The following is a 17,752-nucleotide window of genomic DNA, read 5'->3' as shown; positions in this document are numbered from 1 at the left end:
CCGGAAAGATCAGGGAGACCACCAGTGCGTTAGTGGTCTACTGCGGCTGCTCGGAGACCGGCCACTGCTGCTCGCAGCATGGACGCCGATCCGCTGCCGTCCGCGTAGTGGATGTGCTCGGTACGGGCGTGCTGCGTAATGAAGCCCGTCGCCGCGTGCTTCGCGCAGCGCGTCGCGATAACGACCAAGTCAGCGGAGCGTGCCTTCTGTCGAAGCTGAGCACTGCCGACGTGATCGCTAGCCTTTGCGGCGTCCACTGCGGGGGCAAGCTGCTTGATCTCCTCGGCGCAGCGCGAGAGCACAGCGTCGTCCAGGGAGTACAGCAGCACTTTCATGGGCGGAAGGTCTGAGAGCGACAGCTCACGCTCATCGTCGTCGGAGCCGACCCGGTCCTGCCAAGAGAAATCGACACCAAGCTCCCTTGAGAGACGCTTGGCGAACGCCAAATCAGCTTCGTTGAGGCGCCCTTGGTGCCGCCAGAGCGGCTCCAGCAGGTTGTATGCGAGCTTGCTGCGAGCGTCCACGTCTGGGCAGGCGACCAAGAACAGCCGGTCGACGAAGTCCAGCGCAATTGATGCCCGTTCAGGTGAGACCCATCGACTGCTGTAGGCGCCGATCTCGTCGAGAAGTTCGGCGTAGGTGTGCGCCGAAGGGCCACTTCGGAGTGCGATCTCTGTGAGGGCCTGGAGCGCGGCGAGGTCGCCGGGGCCGAACCGGTCGAAGGCGACCGCGTTCCGAATGAATGCATGGGCGGTGAGACCAGCCGGAGCAACATATCCGTCGGCGTCAATGAACGCTCCAACAGCCCGCCAAGCCTCCTCGGCAGCTTGATTCTCTAGCCCGTCCAGGAATCCGGCGAGGGACGCATCATGGACTGCGGGTGGAGCCCACGCAGTCCAACTGCGCTGTTCAACTGCTGACTTGCCTGCACAGCTGCCCGCGGCTACGGCAGCGAGGAAGGCCGGCCAGGAGTCGATCGGCGGAATCGTTTTCGACACATCGTCTTCAGGAACTTGTGGCACGGGCTCTGCCACGACGGGAGGCACTGCCTCGCCAACGCCTTCAGCAAGAACGCGTTGAGCGTCCTCCCAGACCAGCGGGGGCAGTTCGCCGATGCGATCTGCGTTCCGAACGGCTTTCACGAGACGACGCAGAGCAGGCAGGTCCTCAAGGATGGTGGCCGCCATCAGAAGTACAGCGACGGCCTGTGCGCCGAGCTTGCCAGCATCCGTATCCAGCAGGGCAGGGACGAAGCGGCCTCGTTCTTGGAGCTTCGCCCGTGCCGATGAGAGGTCGCCCTCTGTGAGAGGTTCCTCCAGCGCCGCGTACACGGCGGTCAAGATTGCTTCCTTGACCGGGAGGGGAGGGTCCTGCCGGATGGCGTCAGGCAGCTCAGGGAGTTGGAGAATCTCCTCACTGCGGCCGAGCCGGTCAAGCCGCTTGATCCTCAGGTTGGTGAGGTTGGCTGCGGTGACACCACCAGCAGCCGCTAGATGCTCAAGGACCACGTTCGAGGCGGCCTCAGCGCCCGCGGAGAGCGACGCGTCGAACTCGGCGAGGAGTCGGCCGATCGGTTTGGCCACCCGCCACATCCTGGGAGGACGTCGAGCCTCGGTCCTCTGCATCAACTCCAGGGCCCCGGCCAGGTTCCGGCGGTGCTCAAGCGTGCGCCCCGTCTCCAGACGGAAAGTAGTCCGCTCACCAGCGAATTCGCGGATGGCCTGCTCGATGGGATCATCAGGGTCCAGCCAGGCGGGCTGGATGCCAACCTGCTCGTCATAGGCGATGTACGTCGGGCCAGCGAAGGCGCGGATCAACTCGGCTGTTTTGGCACGCTCGCCAGGTTCGCGGGCAATGACGTACACGACGAAACGATCGCGGTCCGTATAGACGCGCGGAAGGACTACGGGCGCGTCGTCGCCGCGTCGAATGGCTTCGACGAACGGCAGCGTGCGGTCCTTGTGGCGGTAGTCCGCATCGAGGTTCGGCCAGACGCCGTTTCCTGGGCCGAAGAATCGGTGCAAGAACCCTTCGAGGGCCTCTCGCTGCTGATTCTGGGTCTGGGTCACGAGCCACTCCTCCACCGCTGAGCCAGGTCCAGCCGCGCCTGACCGGCATCTGGCCCGCCCACCTTGTAGGTGACCAACTCATCGTTCTTCGCCATACCGCGCACCGTGTAGTTCATCGACCCGGTGAGAATCCATTCCTGCCCGCACAGGGTCTTCTCGTGGACGTCGGGGTCGCGCTGGACATGCACTCGGTCCAGTTCTGGGGCCTCGATCCGACGCAGGAACGCATCGTTGTGAGGGTCCGGGCGCGTGACCACATGGATGTGGGCCCCGGCTCCAGCGATGCGTAGAAGGGCGTCTGAAAGCCGCCAACTGCTCGGCGGGATGTCGCCAAAGAAGGCGTCGTAGGTGCCGTGGCTGTTGTCGATGACCTGCACATCCGTGATCCACGGCGAGACCAACCACAAGTCGTGGCTCGGGCTGAGCATCTCTGCCATCAGCGCCGCGGACAGCATCGAGTCGATGCGCAGCCCTGTACGTGCACCTGTGCGCACGGTTCTGGTCAGATCCTTCACTGGGTTGCCTCCCGCAACTCCACCCGTACACGGAGCTCATCTCGATGCCTGGTGTAGCCACGGACCTCCCCGTGGACGCGCAGGACATCCCGGTCCACCGGCAGCGCCGGCACGCGGACCAGGGCTTCCGCCAGGGCCTGCGACTCGCCTGCTGGACAGACGAGCTCTGCGGCACCGTTGTCGGTCATGGCCTTCTGATAGGCAAAGACCCAGTCGCTCGCCGTGACGTCCACCTCGGGCAGACGGTCGTTGTGAGCCTCGCGCACGAGGAGGCGATCCAGCACTGGGGTGTCGGCATAGGGCTGGTAGTGCTGGAGGTCCTGCGTACGAGCCTGTCGTCCGCGAGGCCAAAGCATGCTGAAGGCTTGGTCGGCTGTCAGCTGCTTGGTCCCGCCGACGTTCAGTTGTTTGTCGCCGACCGCGAAGGCAATGACGTTCGCGTCGACCTCAACACCGAGCCTCTGCTCCAGTTCCGCCCACGCGTCCACCATGGTGAGAGCCTGCGCGTCAGTGTCGGGTCCGGACCCTGGCCGAAGAAGGCGGGTCGACAACGCTGAGACCGCAGTGACACGCGGACGGCCGTCCAACTGTTCCCACGCGGATAGGAGAGTGTTCAGGGCCTCCTGGGCCGCTTCGGCATCCTCGGCTCCTCGCAGTGCGCGCATGGCTTCTGCGGCACCTCCCCCCGGCTCGTCGGACAGGTGACGGAGCAACTGGGTGAGCGTGGCGTCTACATACTCGTAGTCGCTTGGGGCCAACGCACTGGTGACAAGCGCCCAGAAGCGGCGAGGGTCTTCCCCGTAGAAGCGCACCAGGCTTTCTACAACACCCAGTCCCCCTACAGAGGTTTCACTGAGCCAAACGACAGAAGGGTCGCTGCTGGTGGCACCAGGCGCCACGTCGACGATCAAGTCCCCGTCCTGTGAGTCGGGGCAGGCTCGCTGCGCGGCAGCGAGGATCGCCGCGGCCACCGTGTCGCGATAGGCGCGCTGAGCCAGGTCCTCAGTCCGGGCAGCAATATCCGGGTCGACGAGGTGTTCGGCCGCACGGTCGACGGCGGCGAGAACCCGTGCGTCGCGCAGCAAGTCCGTGAGCCCTTGAACCAGTCGCGCATTCTCGACAGCGTGGTCGGGGTCGCTGTTGTCGCGGTAGAGGACGCTCAGGATGCGAGGCAGCTCCCCAGTCCACGCTCCGTTAGCGAGTGCTGCTCGGATCTCCCCAGGAGTACGAGACCCCTTGAGGCCTTCGAGCGCGAAGGCGGTGAGATAGACCTGGCTGAGCCACGCACGCTGGAACTTGTTCGCGACATCCTCGAGAGCAGGATCCTCGGCGAAGGTGTACGAGAACGCGAGTGACCGCCACTGCGGAGACGACAGGTACTCCCTGACCGCAGCTTCCGAGGTGTTCAGGGGCCTGAGCAGGATCTGTGCAGCGTCGACACCCAGCCGGAAGCCGAGCGCAGCCGGCTTGCCGTGTAGTTCGTAGTAGACCTTGCGTGTCTCGACTTCTCCGCGTTCGAGCGCCACCTGACAATCGGCGCCGATGGTCATGCGCCGCATCTCGATGGGATTGCCGGCAGCGTGTGTGGCGAAGCGGACGGCCTGCACGCGCTCGTACCAGAGAGACGGGTTAGGAATGTCTGCCGGGGCCGGAGGCGCCTCCTCGGACACAACGATTTGAGTACCCCAAATGGGGAGGCCCTGCGATCGGTCGGAGATTTCCTGGCCTGGCTGCTCCAGTTTCAACTGTGTGGGCCGGAAGACCTGAAGTCCCTCCGGTCCATGCCCATCGGGATGCCAGGTTCCCTCGGGATCAGCGTGCTGCACGATTTGGGGGAGTGGCAGAGTGCTGCTGCCGGCGGGTGGAACTGGGAGCCATGTGCGGTGTTCATCACGGCGGTGCCCGAATCGTCGGCTGACGCGCCCTGGTACGGCCTCGCGTAGCGCCCTGGCGATCGGCAGTTGCTCCAACGTGTCGTTCGTATTGAACGGCAGGAGCAGTTCGACTTCCGGCAGATTCAGCGGATCGAAGAGTGAGCGCGTGATGAACTCGGGGAGCAGAGTACCTTCCTTTGCGCCCGGATCGATGCGCTGGAATGACCAGTCGCTGCGAAGGCGTCGCAGCGCCGTGGGAACGACAGACAGCAGGAGTGATCGGGGCTGCTCCCACAGCAGCGCCTGTACCTCGTCTGCGCTGACCTGCAGAGCTCTCCCCAGGTGCTGGGCAAGCTCGTCCTGGAGATCAGGTTTGTCGAGGATCGCCTGCAGCAGGGATGCCAGCATGTCGTGGCCCGGCCGGTCCTCGTTGCGCACGACGTGGCCCGGAGGGGCCTTGAGGATCTTTCGGGGGTTGGCCCACAGTTTCTTGGAACGGAGCTTCCGGCTTGCCCAGTCCAACAGGGCCTGGGTGGCTTGGATCTTGAGTACGAAGCGGTTGCCGATCGGCAGGCTTCGTGCAGGCACCTGAGGCGCGAACAGGGTCTCGTACGCCTGGTATGCGAGTCGGTCCCGTCCGTAGTCCGAGAGGGTAACCACGGTCATTGGCCTTGTGCCGCGCTCTCGGCCAGCGCGCCCTCGGCGCTGGATGAACGCTGCTGCATCACGGGGCGCTTTGTGCTGGAGCACCAGGCCCACTCGTGGGTCGTTGAAGCCGACTTCTAGGGAGGCCGTCGCTACGGTCAGGTTCGCGTCATGGTCGACCCCGACGTCCTGAGAGGACGTACGGCCAACATGCAGGTGGTGCAGTTGCAGGGTGGGGTCTAGGTCATGCCCGATCTTCTCGGCAATGTCCCACGACTGACCGTCCAGGTAGCGCGCAGCATGCTCGTCACGTTCAGAGGAACGCAGGCCCGCAAGCACGGGCCTGCGGCCGTTACGGCGGCCGGCGCGGTTCTGCCCGCCTTCCGCATCGCGAAGATCGTTGTAGAAGCGGTTGGTGACGTCCAGATCGTCCGTGAACAGGAAGCCCGTAGAGCCGTACAGATATTGCCTCTTGTCCAGGTCGAGCAAGCGGCCATGGAGCATGGCCGTTTGGATCGACGTAGACAGCAAGCTTGTTCCCGACACGGGGTCGCCGCGGAGTGCCACGGCGTACTCACGGCCCTCGAACGTCATGTCCTGGTCGGCCGGTTCAATCGGGTCGACATCGACCGGACGAAGACCGACGAGTTGAGCGAAGAACTTGTCCGCGTCACGAAGAGTCGCGGAGAGACCGACGAACGTCATGGGACGGCGGGCTGCCTCACGCCAGCGGCGCAACAGCAGTGCTACCTGCGCGCCGTGAAGCCCGCTGTAGGTGTGGACCTCATCGAGGAGCACGAGGGAGGGAGCAGAGTCGCTGCCGCGCCAGCCGAGCAACCACTCCAGATAGCTGTCCCCGCTACAGAGGTTCAGCATCTCCGTCGTGGTGAACAGCAAATCGGGAGGGTTCTTCTTGAGGGATTCCCGGGTGAGAGCGAGACGCCCGTCCTTCAGGACGTAGCCGCACTTAGTGCAGTTCAGTTGCTCACGGCCACGCTGGCGGTCCTCGTCTGTCCACTGGAGTTCCCCAGTGCCGCAGTCAGGGGTGGGGCATGGCAGAAACGGGCACACGACGCCCCGGGGAGTGCGCTTCCAGGCAGTGGCGTGACGTGAGTTCGGTTCCAGCCTCTGATCCTGAGCATTCCACGGGGTATCACCGTAGAGCGCACCGACTCGGATAGGACGTCGCCTGCTCTCGTGCAACGCCTGCTCGATGTCGTCAACAGACCGGATTGACTCTCGTAGTTGGTCGCGCAGGAGCTCCTTGCGCGGATAGAGCGCCAGTGTGTGAACGCGCTTTGCCACCCCAGGGCGCGCGTGTTCCGCTATCGCTGCGAAGGCCGGCAGGTAGAACGCGAGCGTCTTACCGCTACCCGTACCAGCTCCGACGATGATCCCCTTGGACCGCTCAGAGCTGAGCGAGGCAAATACGGAACGGGTGGCATCCAACTGGAAGCGTGCCAGTTCGCGACCCTTCAATTGGGCTGCCGCTACGTACTCTTGTACCTCACCCCAACGCGGAAGCTGTGCGAGGACGCGGAGTGCTTCGGATGCCGGGATGTTTCGGCGCGGGTAGCGTCGCGGCGCGACGTGCAGCCGATAGTCAGCGACGAGGCGCCGCTGATGCTGCCACCAACCAGGACGCTCCTCCTGCGCCCACCCACCTCGGGCAAAGAGCTGCCGAAGACCAGTCGTGAGCCTGAGTGACTCCGCCAGCCGGGTGCGATACCGCGGCGGCGACGTCACAGGCACCGGCACCTCGAACAGCAAGGCACGGAGCAGGAACTCCTCCAGCACAGAATCAGCGGACATGCCGGCAGGGGCATCCTCGTGACTGTGCAAGAGACTGTCGATGGTCTCTATCACCTCGGCTTGGGAGAGCGCAGTCTCCGTGACGCCCCAGGACAGCAGCGGCAGTTCGCGGTTTTCCAGGTGATTCAGGAGTTCGTTCGCAAAGCGAACGTCGAGTTGCTCTGTCACGCTCCGGTCCTCTGCAGGGTGATGTGGATGTCCATCTCGAACTGGCGCAGCAGCGCAATGTCGCCATCTGTGATGTCGCGGAGGGTGGGGCTGGGGCGCTTCTCAAGCCGCTCCAGGAGATCCAATAGCTCGCTGGGGGGATCACTCTGGTCATGCAGGGATTCGGCGAGGAGGGCATACGTGCCGGTGAAGAGGGTGACATCTGTCTTGGACAGGCTCTTGGGCGCCACCGCCTGCCGAAGCTCCCTCTCCCGGTTGCGTGCAGCCTCACGTTCGTCACGCGCGAGCATGGGGATCCGGGCCAAGGGAAGGACGGCGATCTGTGCCGTTGCCCAGGTGACCCATGCCGTGTTGCTCTCACCCCTAAGCTTTCCCGCGAGGTCTTGAACCTTCTTCCTGGCCGTGTTGAAGACCGCATCACTGGGCAGCCCATTGAGAGCCTTCCGCTCGAAGGCTGTACGCGCCGTGTCGATGCCGGATAGGTCGGGCTTGTGTGCCGCCCCCAAGGTCGCAAGCGTATGGCTCAGCTCAACTTGGGTTCTGAGTTCGGCCAGAGCCGCGCGGAGTTCCTTCGAGCGGCTCAGAACTCGAGCGGCCTCTTTCTCCCCGACGGCACCTGCAGCAATCTGGCGGGCCCGGTTCTGCAGCTGTACGGCCTTCTCGTACACAGACAAGTTGGTCACCAGTCCTCCCCGTCGTCTTCGGCGGACGGGACAGCGGTGAGCGCCTGCCACTCCACACAGATTTGCCCCACGTCTTCCGCGGCACTGTCTCCTGCGGAGCCACTAGACCGTGACTCGGCACTGGCAAGAGCAGCGTCTAGCCAGTCGTTACTGACAATGAGTAGTTGTTGAATCAGCTTGAGCGAATCGCCGCGGTCCTTGATAGCGGCAACCAGTTGGGCGTCGTGACGATCTGAGGCATCACGGCTGGCGTCGCTGGCCTTGGCCAGGTCATCTTCGAGCGCAGAGATGGTCTTCCAATCTGCGTTTTGGGCACCTTGAAGTAGGGCATCGAACTGACGCGTTTGCACGGCCGTCAGTGGCAGTCCCACTTCTCGCGCGGCTCCGAGAGCGTCACGGATAGCTGCCATGGCCTGGACGCCAGTGGTGCCCCGAGGTTGACAGCTTCGAATCGAGTTGAGTAGTTCTTCGTGGCGGCTGAGCTGGTCCTCGAGGGTGGTTGTCCACGACGCGAACCCAGTGATGGATGGCTTCACCCATTTAGGGATTTCCAGTGTCTCGGCATCCCAGTTCCACGATGACGCAGCCTTGTCGAGTAGAGGAAGAACGCGTGCGGCATCAATCATGTTCACCGCACCCATGCCCTGGGCGATTCCGACGGCGTGACGGAGCTGCTTCACAAGATCGGGACGCGCTCTGAGGTGCGCTCGGAGCAAATCCATCCACTTCTCGGAGCGGGTTCCACTGTCCTCGCGACGCCACTCCTGCCCATCATCAAGCGCCGCAGCGACAAGCTGCGAGGTAGGCATTCCGGGCCATGCCCGGCCGGCGAGTGCCGCTCCGATCAACGATGCACGGAACCCCGCGACGAGGTGATCATCAGTGACCTCCATGTGCTGCTGCAGCCGTGCAGTGAGGTCTCGGCCGTGCTCTTCGGCCAAGAACGCCAGGCGTCGGATGTCTTCGGCTCGCGCTGGAAGATCCCGATCAGCTTTCAGCAGGCTGTCGAAGAACCAACTGTCCTTCGGACGGCGAGAGAAGGTGATGGGGGCATTCTCGACGCCGACCAAGTTCTCCTTCGCACCCTCGATGGACACGACGGTCGCCTTGCTTGGCCAGGCAGCCTTTCGGAGTTCGGTACTCCCCACCGCCCGCATCAGAGGTGAGTTCCATTGGTACCGCTGGACGACTGCGGTGGAGACGATGCCTCGGATCCGTGTCGCGGTGGCGGTATCTAGGCCGCCTTCGCGCGTGAGCCATTCGTCCACGGTCTCCAGCATGCGCTGAAGTTCTCTGGGGAACTCGCTGTGTTTGCCGCTGGCTCCTGCCTCGGACTTCGCCCCTCCGGGATTGGACTGCCCTGGCACCGCCACAGATGCAGGTGAACGACTTTGCCCTCCTTCGTTGCCTAGCGGCTCTAGGGAGAAAGCCTCCAAGATGGTGGGGTGGAGGCTGTTGGCATGCTCGGGGGCGTCTCCCCAAAACTCGAGCACCAGGTTGCGTCGCTCCGCAGAGGCGGGGTCGTGATCATTCGCTGCTACGAAGCCGAGTACGTCACGGCTGACAGGCCTGTCGAGTTTGGTTGGCCGAAACCGTTGCCGGAACATGGGGTCGGGGAATTCGCCTTGCCGCATGGCGGTGGCGTGTTCAACCAAGACCGGTCGTACGACGCTTCCCAGCACGGCACGGGGGTTGAAGGACCAAGGCTTGGTCTGGTCTGCCGTTGAGTGGACGGCTCTTACGAGAGACGACTCGTTGAACGGGTACAAACCGTAGCCGTCTGCTGTTGCTCCGAAAGCCGCGTGACACTCCGTTCGTAGCGGACAGGCCGCGCACTTATTGGGAACCTCGTCGCGTGCGCGCTCGAGTTCGTCGCGGCCCGAACGTGCAGCATTCAGGTACCGGCCGACGAACGAGGCAATCTCTGTACGTCCTGTCTCCTCCGGGCTGAAAGGAACATCCAGGTGGTAGACGTAGCCCGTGGCGGCCTGGATGCGGGTTAGGACTGTCTCTTCCAATGATTGGAAATAGCCCGTCGTCACGGCCATGAGCGTGCGGATGGGGGCGAGAGTCGTCTCGCCCTCACGGTTTGCTGCTTCTACCACGGCATCTAGGAGGTCTCGCTGGACACCTTGGATGAGGGCGAAGTCCTCGATGAGTAGGACGATCTCTTTGCCCTGCCGGTGATACTCCTCGCGTACTTGCTTCATCGCATCGAGTAGCCGACCTGCCCCGAGGTTGGCGGCGCTCTTGATGGCAGCTTCGAGGTGCCTATTGAGTAGGTCTACCGCGATGCCCTGAAGATCACCGCGTGTACTGATCGTACCGAGCAGCCTCTGCGCCATTCCTGACGCGGATTGGATGTCTCGAATGTCGAGGGGAAGGTCGCTGACGCTGAAGCCTTCAGGGCGGTCTGCCTGGCCGTCCCGGCGATTGTGAATCAGTTGATGGGCCAGTTCGGGGACAAATTTTCCAGGGGCGAGCAGCTCCGCACGAACATGGGGGTCGAGGAGTACCGCGGCCAGTTTGCCGGGGCCAACAAGCATTCGAGCCAGAGGGAGTGACTCTGAACTCGGGGACGTGGCCTCGAGTGCCTCGCTCAGTTCATTGAGGATGCGCCGTGCTAGGGACTCCTCGTCGATGTCCTCAGTGAACCTGTCGATGTCCTCTTTGAGTTGGGCCAGTTCCTTGCTCTGCACCTGCGCGATGAGTGTGCTGACGACAGCCTTGAGGCTGGTCTTGGACTTCTCGAGGTAGATGACCTCCCTCTTGTCCGATCCCTCTACGTCAGCAAGTTGCTCGCGGACCCATCGGACAAGATGCGACTTACCTGAGCCGGACTCACCCACGACAGGCATGAGCAACGTCCCGCTGTCCGCCCGGAGAGCCAGGAAGTCTTCGAGGACCGCCCGCTCACCGATCGGGTCGCCTCCGATGACGAGTTCTCTCCCGTCCATGATCCGCGCGCGCTTGATACGCAATGGCGCATGAGTGGCCAAAAAGACCGCACGCGAGGGGCTGACCGCCTCAGTGTTGATCGTGGAGGCTGCCACTGCTGGTTCCCAGCAGAGCATCCTGCGGAAGTCAGCCATCGGTGGGCTCCAGGATCGTGATGTCGCTAACAGGGCGTGGGCTGGCGGGCCTTTCAGGATCGTTCAGGAGCAGAATCTTCCGAGCATCGTCGTCGTGCTCCAGGCGAAGCCACTTTTCGTCGTGGCCACGCAGGAGAGCAAAAGAGAGGGCGGCGCCAGCCACACCGTCGCCCGGGCTCGGGATCCCCACTGCGAGCGAGTGTGCGCCGCCAGGCAGCACCGGTAGGTGCTCTCGCAGAACCTGTAGTGCCTCAAGGGATTTGATGCGTTGGGCTGGCTGCCACAACTCAAGCATTGTCTGTTTGACGGCCAAGGTGCAGTCCGGAACTAGTGGGCCACGGCCTTCAGTGCGGATGACAGGGGCTGCGGCGAGGCCGAGAGCGGGCGCCCAGTAGCCGAAGCGAAGCCAACGGGTGGGGTTAGCGAAGATAGGAAGCACTTCGGGCCTCAGCGCCTTACGGTCCTTGCTGTCCTTGTAGTCCAGAAGTTTCTCTGCGGCGACGCTGTCGATTGGTTGCTCCATCGGGTCGTGCATGAGGAACCAAGCGAGCGCGCGAGTGAGGTCTCGGGGGCCTGTCGCGTCGTTGTTAGTGCCCAGGTCTTTGTTGTAGTCCGTCTCAAGGACTGCGCGACGCAGTATGCGGGTGTACGTCTCTAGATCGTCGCTGTTGGGGAGAGCCTTAGCCGGCCCGGCTAGCGAGAGTTCCTGTCGCTCGTCATCGACGTGAACCAAACCCAGGGTCTGGAGGGAACTGATAGCGCAGTCGAAGGGGGGCTTGGTCGTTGTGTCCTCTGTACGCAATGAGGAGGGACTGACCAGAGCCCGTGCTTCGTCCAAGGCGATGCTCTTCCCCAAGTAGGCGAGGAGGCGTACCACAGCCCAGGTCTGGGAGGGAATGGCTGCGTCTACGTTCAGGAGAGTCATCAGAGTTCCTCCAATGCCCGGCGGATCGACAAGTTCGCCGGGTGGACATCGACGAGAGGTGTACCTCGGCGGTCTGGGTGAAGCATGGCCCGGGGGTGGATCAGGTAGGTCGGTGCATCCCAGGTGAAGCGTCGAGCGATCTGAGGCCCTGGAGGGGCTGCGTTCGGGTCCGCCATCCAGATAACAGGGCCAGCCCAGTCCGACAGGAGAACGCCGTCATCATCAATGATCACGGTGCGGGTGCGTGCCGTCGCTTGTAGCTGACTCCTGAGACGACTGTCCAGGCCCGGCCCTCCGACCACGCAAATCCTGCGGCGGACAAGGCTCTCCACGAGCCGTGCCGCCAAGGCATGGTCGTCGGTGTCTTCCCACCACAGGCTCAGGCATTGATGGTCCCCGAAGTACGGCGTCAAGGGCAGATGCCCGTGGTCCTCGGGCCTAGGGAGTAGGGGGTTCGGTTCTCCGGCAAGTCGGTAGAAGCCCGCAGGAAGCAGCGTGGCCGTGCCCCTGCAGTGAGGGCAGCCACGGCAGGTGATCCCGGTGCGGCGATAGCCGGCGCCGTGCGGGATGCGGTAGTACGCGCCCAGTACGTCGCCGATGCACTGATCACCCCGCAGAGTGGCTTTCAGTTCACGGAGTGCGGAAGCTCGACTATGCAGCAGTTTTTGCCGCTCGCCTTCGAAGCGGTCATGAAACTTCTCAGGGTTCCTAGCGTCGGAGTCGAGGAGCTCCACGTCTGCGTAGCCATCAGCCGTGGTATAGAACTGGTCTAGTCGTGCCTTCCAAAAGACGTCTGACTCCCCCTCAGCCCTTTCGGGCGCTTGCGGTGGATGGACTGCCACGATTCCCGATCGCATCATGAGGTTCAGGATCCGAATGTTCCACTGCCGGTTCCGTTGAAAGCCCTCGTTCATGTCAGGGGGGTAGGAATCCAAACTCACTCGGTGACGGTCCTGGACAGGAGTCCGGCTGTGGAACATTGCTTCCCACCGCTGCCACGCGCGCAGGGCACCGATGACCACCTCGTCGCTCATCTTGTTGGCGATGGTTTCGTCATGGCGTGTGGTGGCCAGGTACGCGATGGATGGGCTTCCGTCACGCCCAGATCGGCCGATCTCTTGGTAGTAGCGGTCCACGGTTTCCGGCAGGCAGGCGTGGACAATCGTCTTGACGTCTTCGAGATCCACGCCCAGGCCGAAGGCAGAGGTGCCCACCACGACGTCGTACCGTGACTCCACCTCGCTTTCAGCGGTCCTACCGGTCCATCCTTCCAATGCGTCCCGACGTTCTGGGTCGGTGGAGTCACCAGTAACGCTAGCTACGCGTCGAAGACCGTGGTCGCGTAGCCGACTCGCCCACTCCTGCGCATCTACGACCTTGGTGGTGTAGAGAATCATCGGTTTCGGCAAGTACGAGACGGCATTGAGGACGGCGGCCTCACGGTCGGTCTCGTTCCGGAAGCTGTCGATGTAGTAGCTCGGCTCGTGACGGAGTTGGGATGCCCAGACGATCCTCGCCTGTTGCGGCGAAGCGAACAGTGCGTCGAGCGTCTCGACTTGTTGTCCAGTGAGTGTCGCGCTCATCGCAACAGTCACTGGTTGCCGACCCTCTGGGGCCTTGCTGAGCCAAATACGGCGGTAGCTCGACATCGTCTGGAACGCAGTGCGGAAGCTGTTGCCCCACTGCTCGACCAGGTGTGCCTCGTCGATCACGAAGTAGTTGAGCAAGCCGGCCTCAGCCGCGTCCTCCAAAGGCTGCTTCAAGCTTTTCACTAGAGCCTCAGGCGATGTGAATACCAGCCGCTGACGGCCGGCCGCGATGTCGTCCCGCATCTGTTGCCGGTCTTCGTCTGACAGCCCGCTGGTGTAGGCGTACCGGCGCGTGGGGCTGTGATGGCCGTACCGTTCAAGGATCTTGAAGGCGCGCCGTTCCAGGTCTGCTGCGAGAACACTCGTAGGTACCACAACGACCGATACGCCGCTGCTCATGCTCGCCAGGAGCACGGGAGCCATCGCAACGGCGGTCTTTCCGTGTCCCGTGGGGAGACAGATGATCGTGGTGCTCCCCGGTTCGGCAAGCGCGATGGCTCTGGCTGCCTGCCGCTGGCCGCTCGACACATAGTGATTGTGATCGTCACCGAGGGTGGTCGTGAAGAACGGGTCAGCCGGATACGACTCCAGCTTGCGACGGTGCGGTGAGTCCTCGCCGAGATGGATCTGGCGAAGATCCTCTTGAGCCGCCTGGCGGGAGACGTCATCTGGCACGGGTGGGTGCCACGGCAGCGCGGTCACCCACAGGTTGGCGCCACGATCGCGAATTGCGGTTTGGCAGCGCATTTCTTCCCACTGCTCGCGACTAGGCAGCCGCGGAAGTAGCGGGATCGTGAATCCAGTTGTGTTCTCACGTGCTTGAGCTTCGAGCAGGATCTGTCGAGTCAGCGAGGCAATGTCCCTCCACCCGCTGGCCGTATTGGCCAGAGCATCGCGGAGCCTGCGCAACGTCCCCTTTGCTTCAGTGAGTTCGGGGAGTTGCTGGAGGTCTCGGTGCTTGGACAGGTGGTCGAAGAGCGTCTTGGCGCCGGTCCAGTTGTCAGTTGCCACGACGGACCCTCCTGAGCCCCGTCTTCACCAAGCAGGTTGCGGACACGAGCCGAACCGTCGGTTCGCTCAGTGCCTGCACGAGGGCATCGGTGATGGCGACATCAAGCAGGTAGCTCTCTTCGCCTCCCAGGAGGCGGCCAGCTGCTTGTCGGGCTTCCGCCTGCGCTTTCGCGACGGCGAGGCGCTCCTGCCCCTGTTGCTGGGCCAGGTCGGACCGTTCGGCCAAGTTGGTCACTCGCCTGAGTTCGGCTCGGGCGACCTTCTCAGCGGCACGTGCGGAGGCTTCGTACCCGGGCTGGCCGTCGAACAGGTCCAGCAACTCGTGGATGTTGCCAGAGTTGTAGTTGTGGTCGGTGGTCCTGTAAGGAGCATCCAGCCATTTCTGGGTGTTCTTGTCGGTCAGGGCCTCGGCTGCTCCTGCCGGCACCCACACCTTCAGCGTGAAGGGCGGGAGGAGCTGTTCAGCTTGGCGCCGCAATGCTGCTTCAGCGTCGCGGGGCCTCCGCACGAGGGGCAGTGCCAGTTCGAGTGCCGAGGAGATGTCGGCTTCGACGAGGAAGTCGAAGCCGAAGTGGGGCTCCGGCTCGCCCCGGTGGCTGGGGTCTGCACGCCAGAAGGCCGTGGCCTGGCCGCGGTCGTCGCACCACACAACGTTGGCGAGCATGTCGACGAGCGGACTCCCGATACGGAACAGGCGTGTTCCGGGGGCTTTGAGCGCCTCGGACCTACTGAACGTGCCCTTGGCCGCGTCCTCGGTGAGGTTCCGTCGGTCGTAGAGGTGCGGGGAGATGAGGGTGCGCGATTTGAGGTCGAAGACCTCGCACATGCAGTCCTTGATCTTACGGGTGGTGTGGCGAAGTTTGATTCCGTCAGAACTGTCTTCGCCGGTGTATCCCAGCATGGCTTTGCGGGTGGCGTCCCAGCCAGCTTCGAACGTTGCCAGCCGCTCGGCGAAGTCGATGTCGTGAGGGGACGTGCTGAAGATCGCCTCAAGGGTGTCCATGGTGTTGATCTCGTGGAGGGCCTTGGCGAGCGTCTCCTGCACAGTCTCGGAATAGCCGGGCAGGCCTTCTGGCCCGTGCTCGAGTGCCTCTGCCCAGACGTCAGGGAGACCTTCCGCGATGGCGTCCTGGAGTGTGGACACCGAGTCGCCGAAGATGCGGTATCCATCGGTGAGCAGCGACAGCCACGCTTCGGTGTGCGCTTCAGCATCCGTGAGCACGAACTGGAGTGGTGCCTGGCGCTGCCGGTGGGACTCGACGTAGCGGTCGGTGCGGCCGAGACGCTGCTCGAGTTGGTTGGGCGACCACGGCAACCGCACATGGATTACCGTCTGGGCGGTCTGGAGGTTCAGCCCGTCCTCGGCAGAGTCATCCGCAATGAGAACGGCAGCCTTCTCGCTGGCTTGCCGCCATGCAGTAGTGGCCGACTCTGATGCGTCAGGGCCCGCGCTGCGGGTGTGCTCAAAGAAGCCGACCTTGTTGAACCGTGCGCGCAGACGCGCGGTGAGCGTCGAAGCGAGTGAGCCTGGTCCGCAGAAGACGATGATGTGTCCTCCCTTGCGCAGGGCAGGGAGGAGATCGTTGATGAGGTCGTCGACTTCAGACGCGTGGGCCTCTTCTGTGATCTCTGATTCGAGGCTGTCCAGATTCTCTGCTTCGTGGGGTGCCACTGGCACGTTAGAGAGGTGGTCCCGCTCGCGGGCACTCAGGCCGGCACGCTGAGCGGCGGCTTCGTCACCGCGGACCCGCCAGCGAAGGGCGTCGAGATGGTCGGCGGACGGGCCACCCAGACGGGACGCGAGCACGGCCAGGGCCAGGGCGTAGTCGGCGCGTTTGCCCTCAAGCTCTTCATCAAGGAGATGTCCCCACAGTCGGGTCTGCCATTCCAAGAGGCTGTCCGCGGCCGGGGAGTGGGACTTGGCCGTCAGTTTTGTCGGCTCCGCGCGACCGCGCACCTCGTAGGGGACGGCCGCTGAGTTCTCGTCTTGGTGGCGTACTTTCAACCGGCGGTTCCTGATCACGCGCCGGTGCAGTCGGTACGTCTCGCTAATGTGTGCCCGAAGAGTAGCGACGCGCGCTGTGAGATCCCGCAACCCCGCCTCCGACTCGTCGAGGAGGTTCTCCTCCTCGCCGAAGAGGGCGCGCACTTGGTCCGCCAACTGCTTGAAGCGGGCGTCTTCTGGGGGCAACAGCGTCTCGATGATGCCGATCGTGGACGGCAGCAGCGGATAGAAGTCTGCGTTCAAGCCGAGGACGTGGTTGGCCAACTCAGCCCGGTCGTTGTACCGCTGCTCGAACGCTTCCCGCTCGCTCCACTTGTATACGTCGGGATCGAGTAGATGCAGGAGCCCCAGATGTGTGGTGTGACGGGAGGTGACCGGCGTCGCGGACAGGAGCAAGAGCTTCGACGCAGAGTGCGCGAGATCGCGCAGTGCGCAGTAGGTGGGGTCAGTGTCATCACGGTCTTGGACCAACTGGTGGGCTTCGTCGACCACAAGGAGATCACGTCCCAGGTGCTGCTCCCACACCTCGGGAGAGTCGTGGGTGATGACCTTTACGCGACTCGGGAAGTCATCGGTAAAGAATTTCGTGCGCAGTTCGGCTTCCCACTGCCGGTGCAGAGACTCGGGAACGAGGAACGTCACACGTGCCTGCGGATTGTCGATCAGGGTCTGCAGGGCCACGTATGCAGCCTCGATGGTCTTGCCGAGCCCGACTTCATCAGCGAGTAGGTACCGCTGGACGGGGTCCGAGAGCACGGTCAGCGCGGCGCGGACCTGATGTGGGTAGATTTCGGCGGCAGCGGCCAGGAGGGCCGGTGTGCTCGCGCTCGCTGCGCGTTGAGCGACCAGGTTGTGCAGCATCGGAATGCGCGCGTTGTAGAGGTGCCCGGATTCGTTGCCGCCGGACACGAGAACCTCAAGAGGGTCACGTACGGGCTTGTTCCAGCGCACACGGAGTTCGGATTCTCGGACCGGCATGTCGTAGCCGGCGTTAGGGAACCGGACGAAGTAGCCCTCAGAAGTCGCGTCCAGGACGCGACCGGGCATCCACTCGTCGGTGCTGGGGTTGTGGCGAAACACGCGTGTTTGAGGTTTCAACCGCACTCGCGCACATGCGGCAGCGGGGACGGTCTGGGATTCGATCTTGGGCTCGGCCGTGGACTCGAAGAAGTCCACGCGCAGCGAGCCGTCGGTGATCGCGCCGACTCGTCCGATTCCAGGGGCCCCCTGGAACTCGACGAGGTGTCCGACTGCGAAGCCCGAAGACATCTTCTGGTCGCCCCCACCTGCTCGTATGACAGTGCTCATGAGCCTAAACGGAGGCACTGACAACAACGTCAAAGATGGCAGACCTGGATTCGCAT

General features: G+C 63.4%; 8 protein-coding genes. All 8 read right to left on the bottom strand.

Going from position 1 to position 17,752, the window contains the following annotated elements:
* Positions 1-29 precede the first annotated feature (29 nt).
* The 8 genes from dpdD to dpdE are packed head-to-tail and all read right to left on the bottom strand — an operon-like array spanning position 30 to position 17,696.
* Positions 30-2,069 carry a protein DpdD gene (dpdD, locus tag PH203_RS47905; RefSeq protein WP_289929087.1) on the bottom strand — a complete coding sequence of 680 codons (2,040 nt, stop codon included), beginning with the start codon at positions 2,067-2,069 and terminating at the stop codon, positions 30-32.
* Positions 2,066-2,584 carry a phospholipase D-like domain-containing protein DpdK gene (gene dpdK / locus PH203_RS47900; RefSeq protein ID WP_289929086.1) on the bottom strand — a complete coding sequence of 173 codons (519 nt, stop codon included), beginning with the start codon at positions 2,582-2,584 and terminating at the stop codon, positions 2,066-2,068. The genes dpdD and dpdK overlap by 4 nt, the downstream gene beginning before the upstream one ends.
* Positions 2,581-7,083, bottom strand: coding sequence for a protein DpdJ (gene dpdJ / locus PH203_RS47895; RefSeq protein ID WP_289929084.1), 4,503 nt, complete (start codon positions 7,081-7,083; stop codon positions 2,581-2,583). The genes dpdK and dpdJ overlap by 4 nt, the downstream gene beginning before the upstream one ends.
* The gene (locus PH203_RS47890) at positions 7,080-7,766 is read right to left on the bottom strand and encodes a hypothetical protein (RefSeq protein WP_289929083.1); all 687 of its coding nucleotides are present in this window, start codon (positions 7,764-7,766) and stop codon (positions 7,080-7,082) included. Before PH203_RS47890 ends, dpdJ begins: the two co-directional genes overlap by 4 nt.
* Positions 7,763-10,858, bottom strand: coding sequence for a protein DpdH (dpdH, locus tag PH203_RS47885; RefSeq protein WP_289929082.1), 3,096 nt, complete (start codon positions 10,856-10,858; stop codon positions 7,763-7,765). The genes PH203_RS47890 and dpdH overlap by 4 nt, the downstream gene beginning before the upstream one ends.
* Positions 10,851-11,783: a protein DpdG gene (dpdG, locus tag PH203_RS47880; RefSeq protein ID WP_289929080.1), complete on the bottom strand. Its 933-nt coding sequence runs from the start codon at positions 11,781-11,783 to the stop codon at positions 10,851-10,853. The genes dpdH and dpdG overlap by 8 nt, the downstream gene beginning before the upstream one ends.
* The gene (gene dpdF, locus PH203_RS47875; protein ID WP_289929079.1) at positions 11,783-14,383 is read right to left on the bottom strand and encodes a protein DpdF; all 2,601 of its coding nucleotides are present in this window, start codon (positions 14,381-14,383) and stop codon (positions 11,783-11,785) included. The genes dpdG and dpdF overlap by 1 nt, the downstream gene beginning before the upstream one ends.
* Positions 14,373-17,696, bottom strand: coding sequence for a protein DpdE (dpdE, locus tag PH203_RS47870; RefSeq protein WP_289929078.1), 3,324 nt, complete (start codon positions 17,694-17,696; stop codon positions 14,373-14,375). The genes dpdF and dpdE overlap by 11 nt, the downstream gene beginning before the upstream one ends.
* Between the last annotated feature and the right edge of the window lie 56 nt (positions 17,697-17,752).

It is taken from the genome of Streptomyces sp. S.PB5 (assembly GCF_030403745.1).
In the GTDB taxonomy this organism is placed as follows: domain Bacteria; phylum Actinomycetota; class Actinomycetes; order Streptomycetales; family Streptomycetaceae; genus Streptomyces.
Note: the sequence above shows the minus strand (reverse complement) of the source record. Positions and strands in the feature narration are given on the sequence as shown.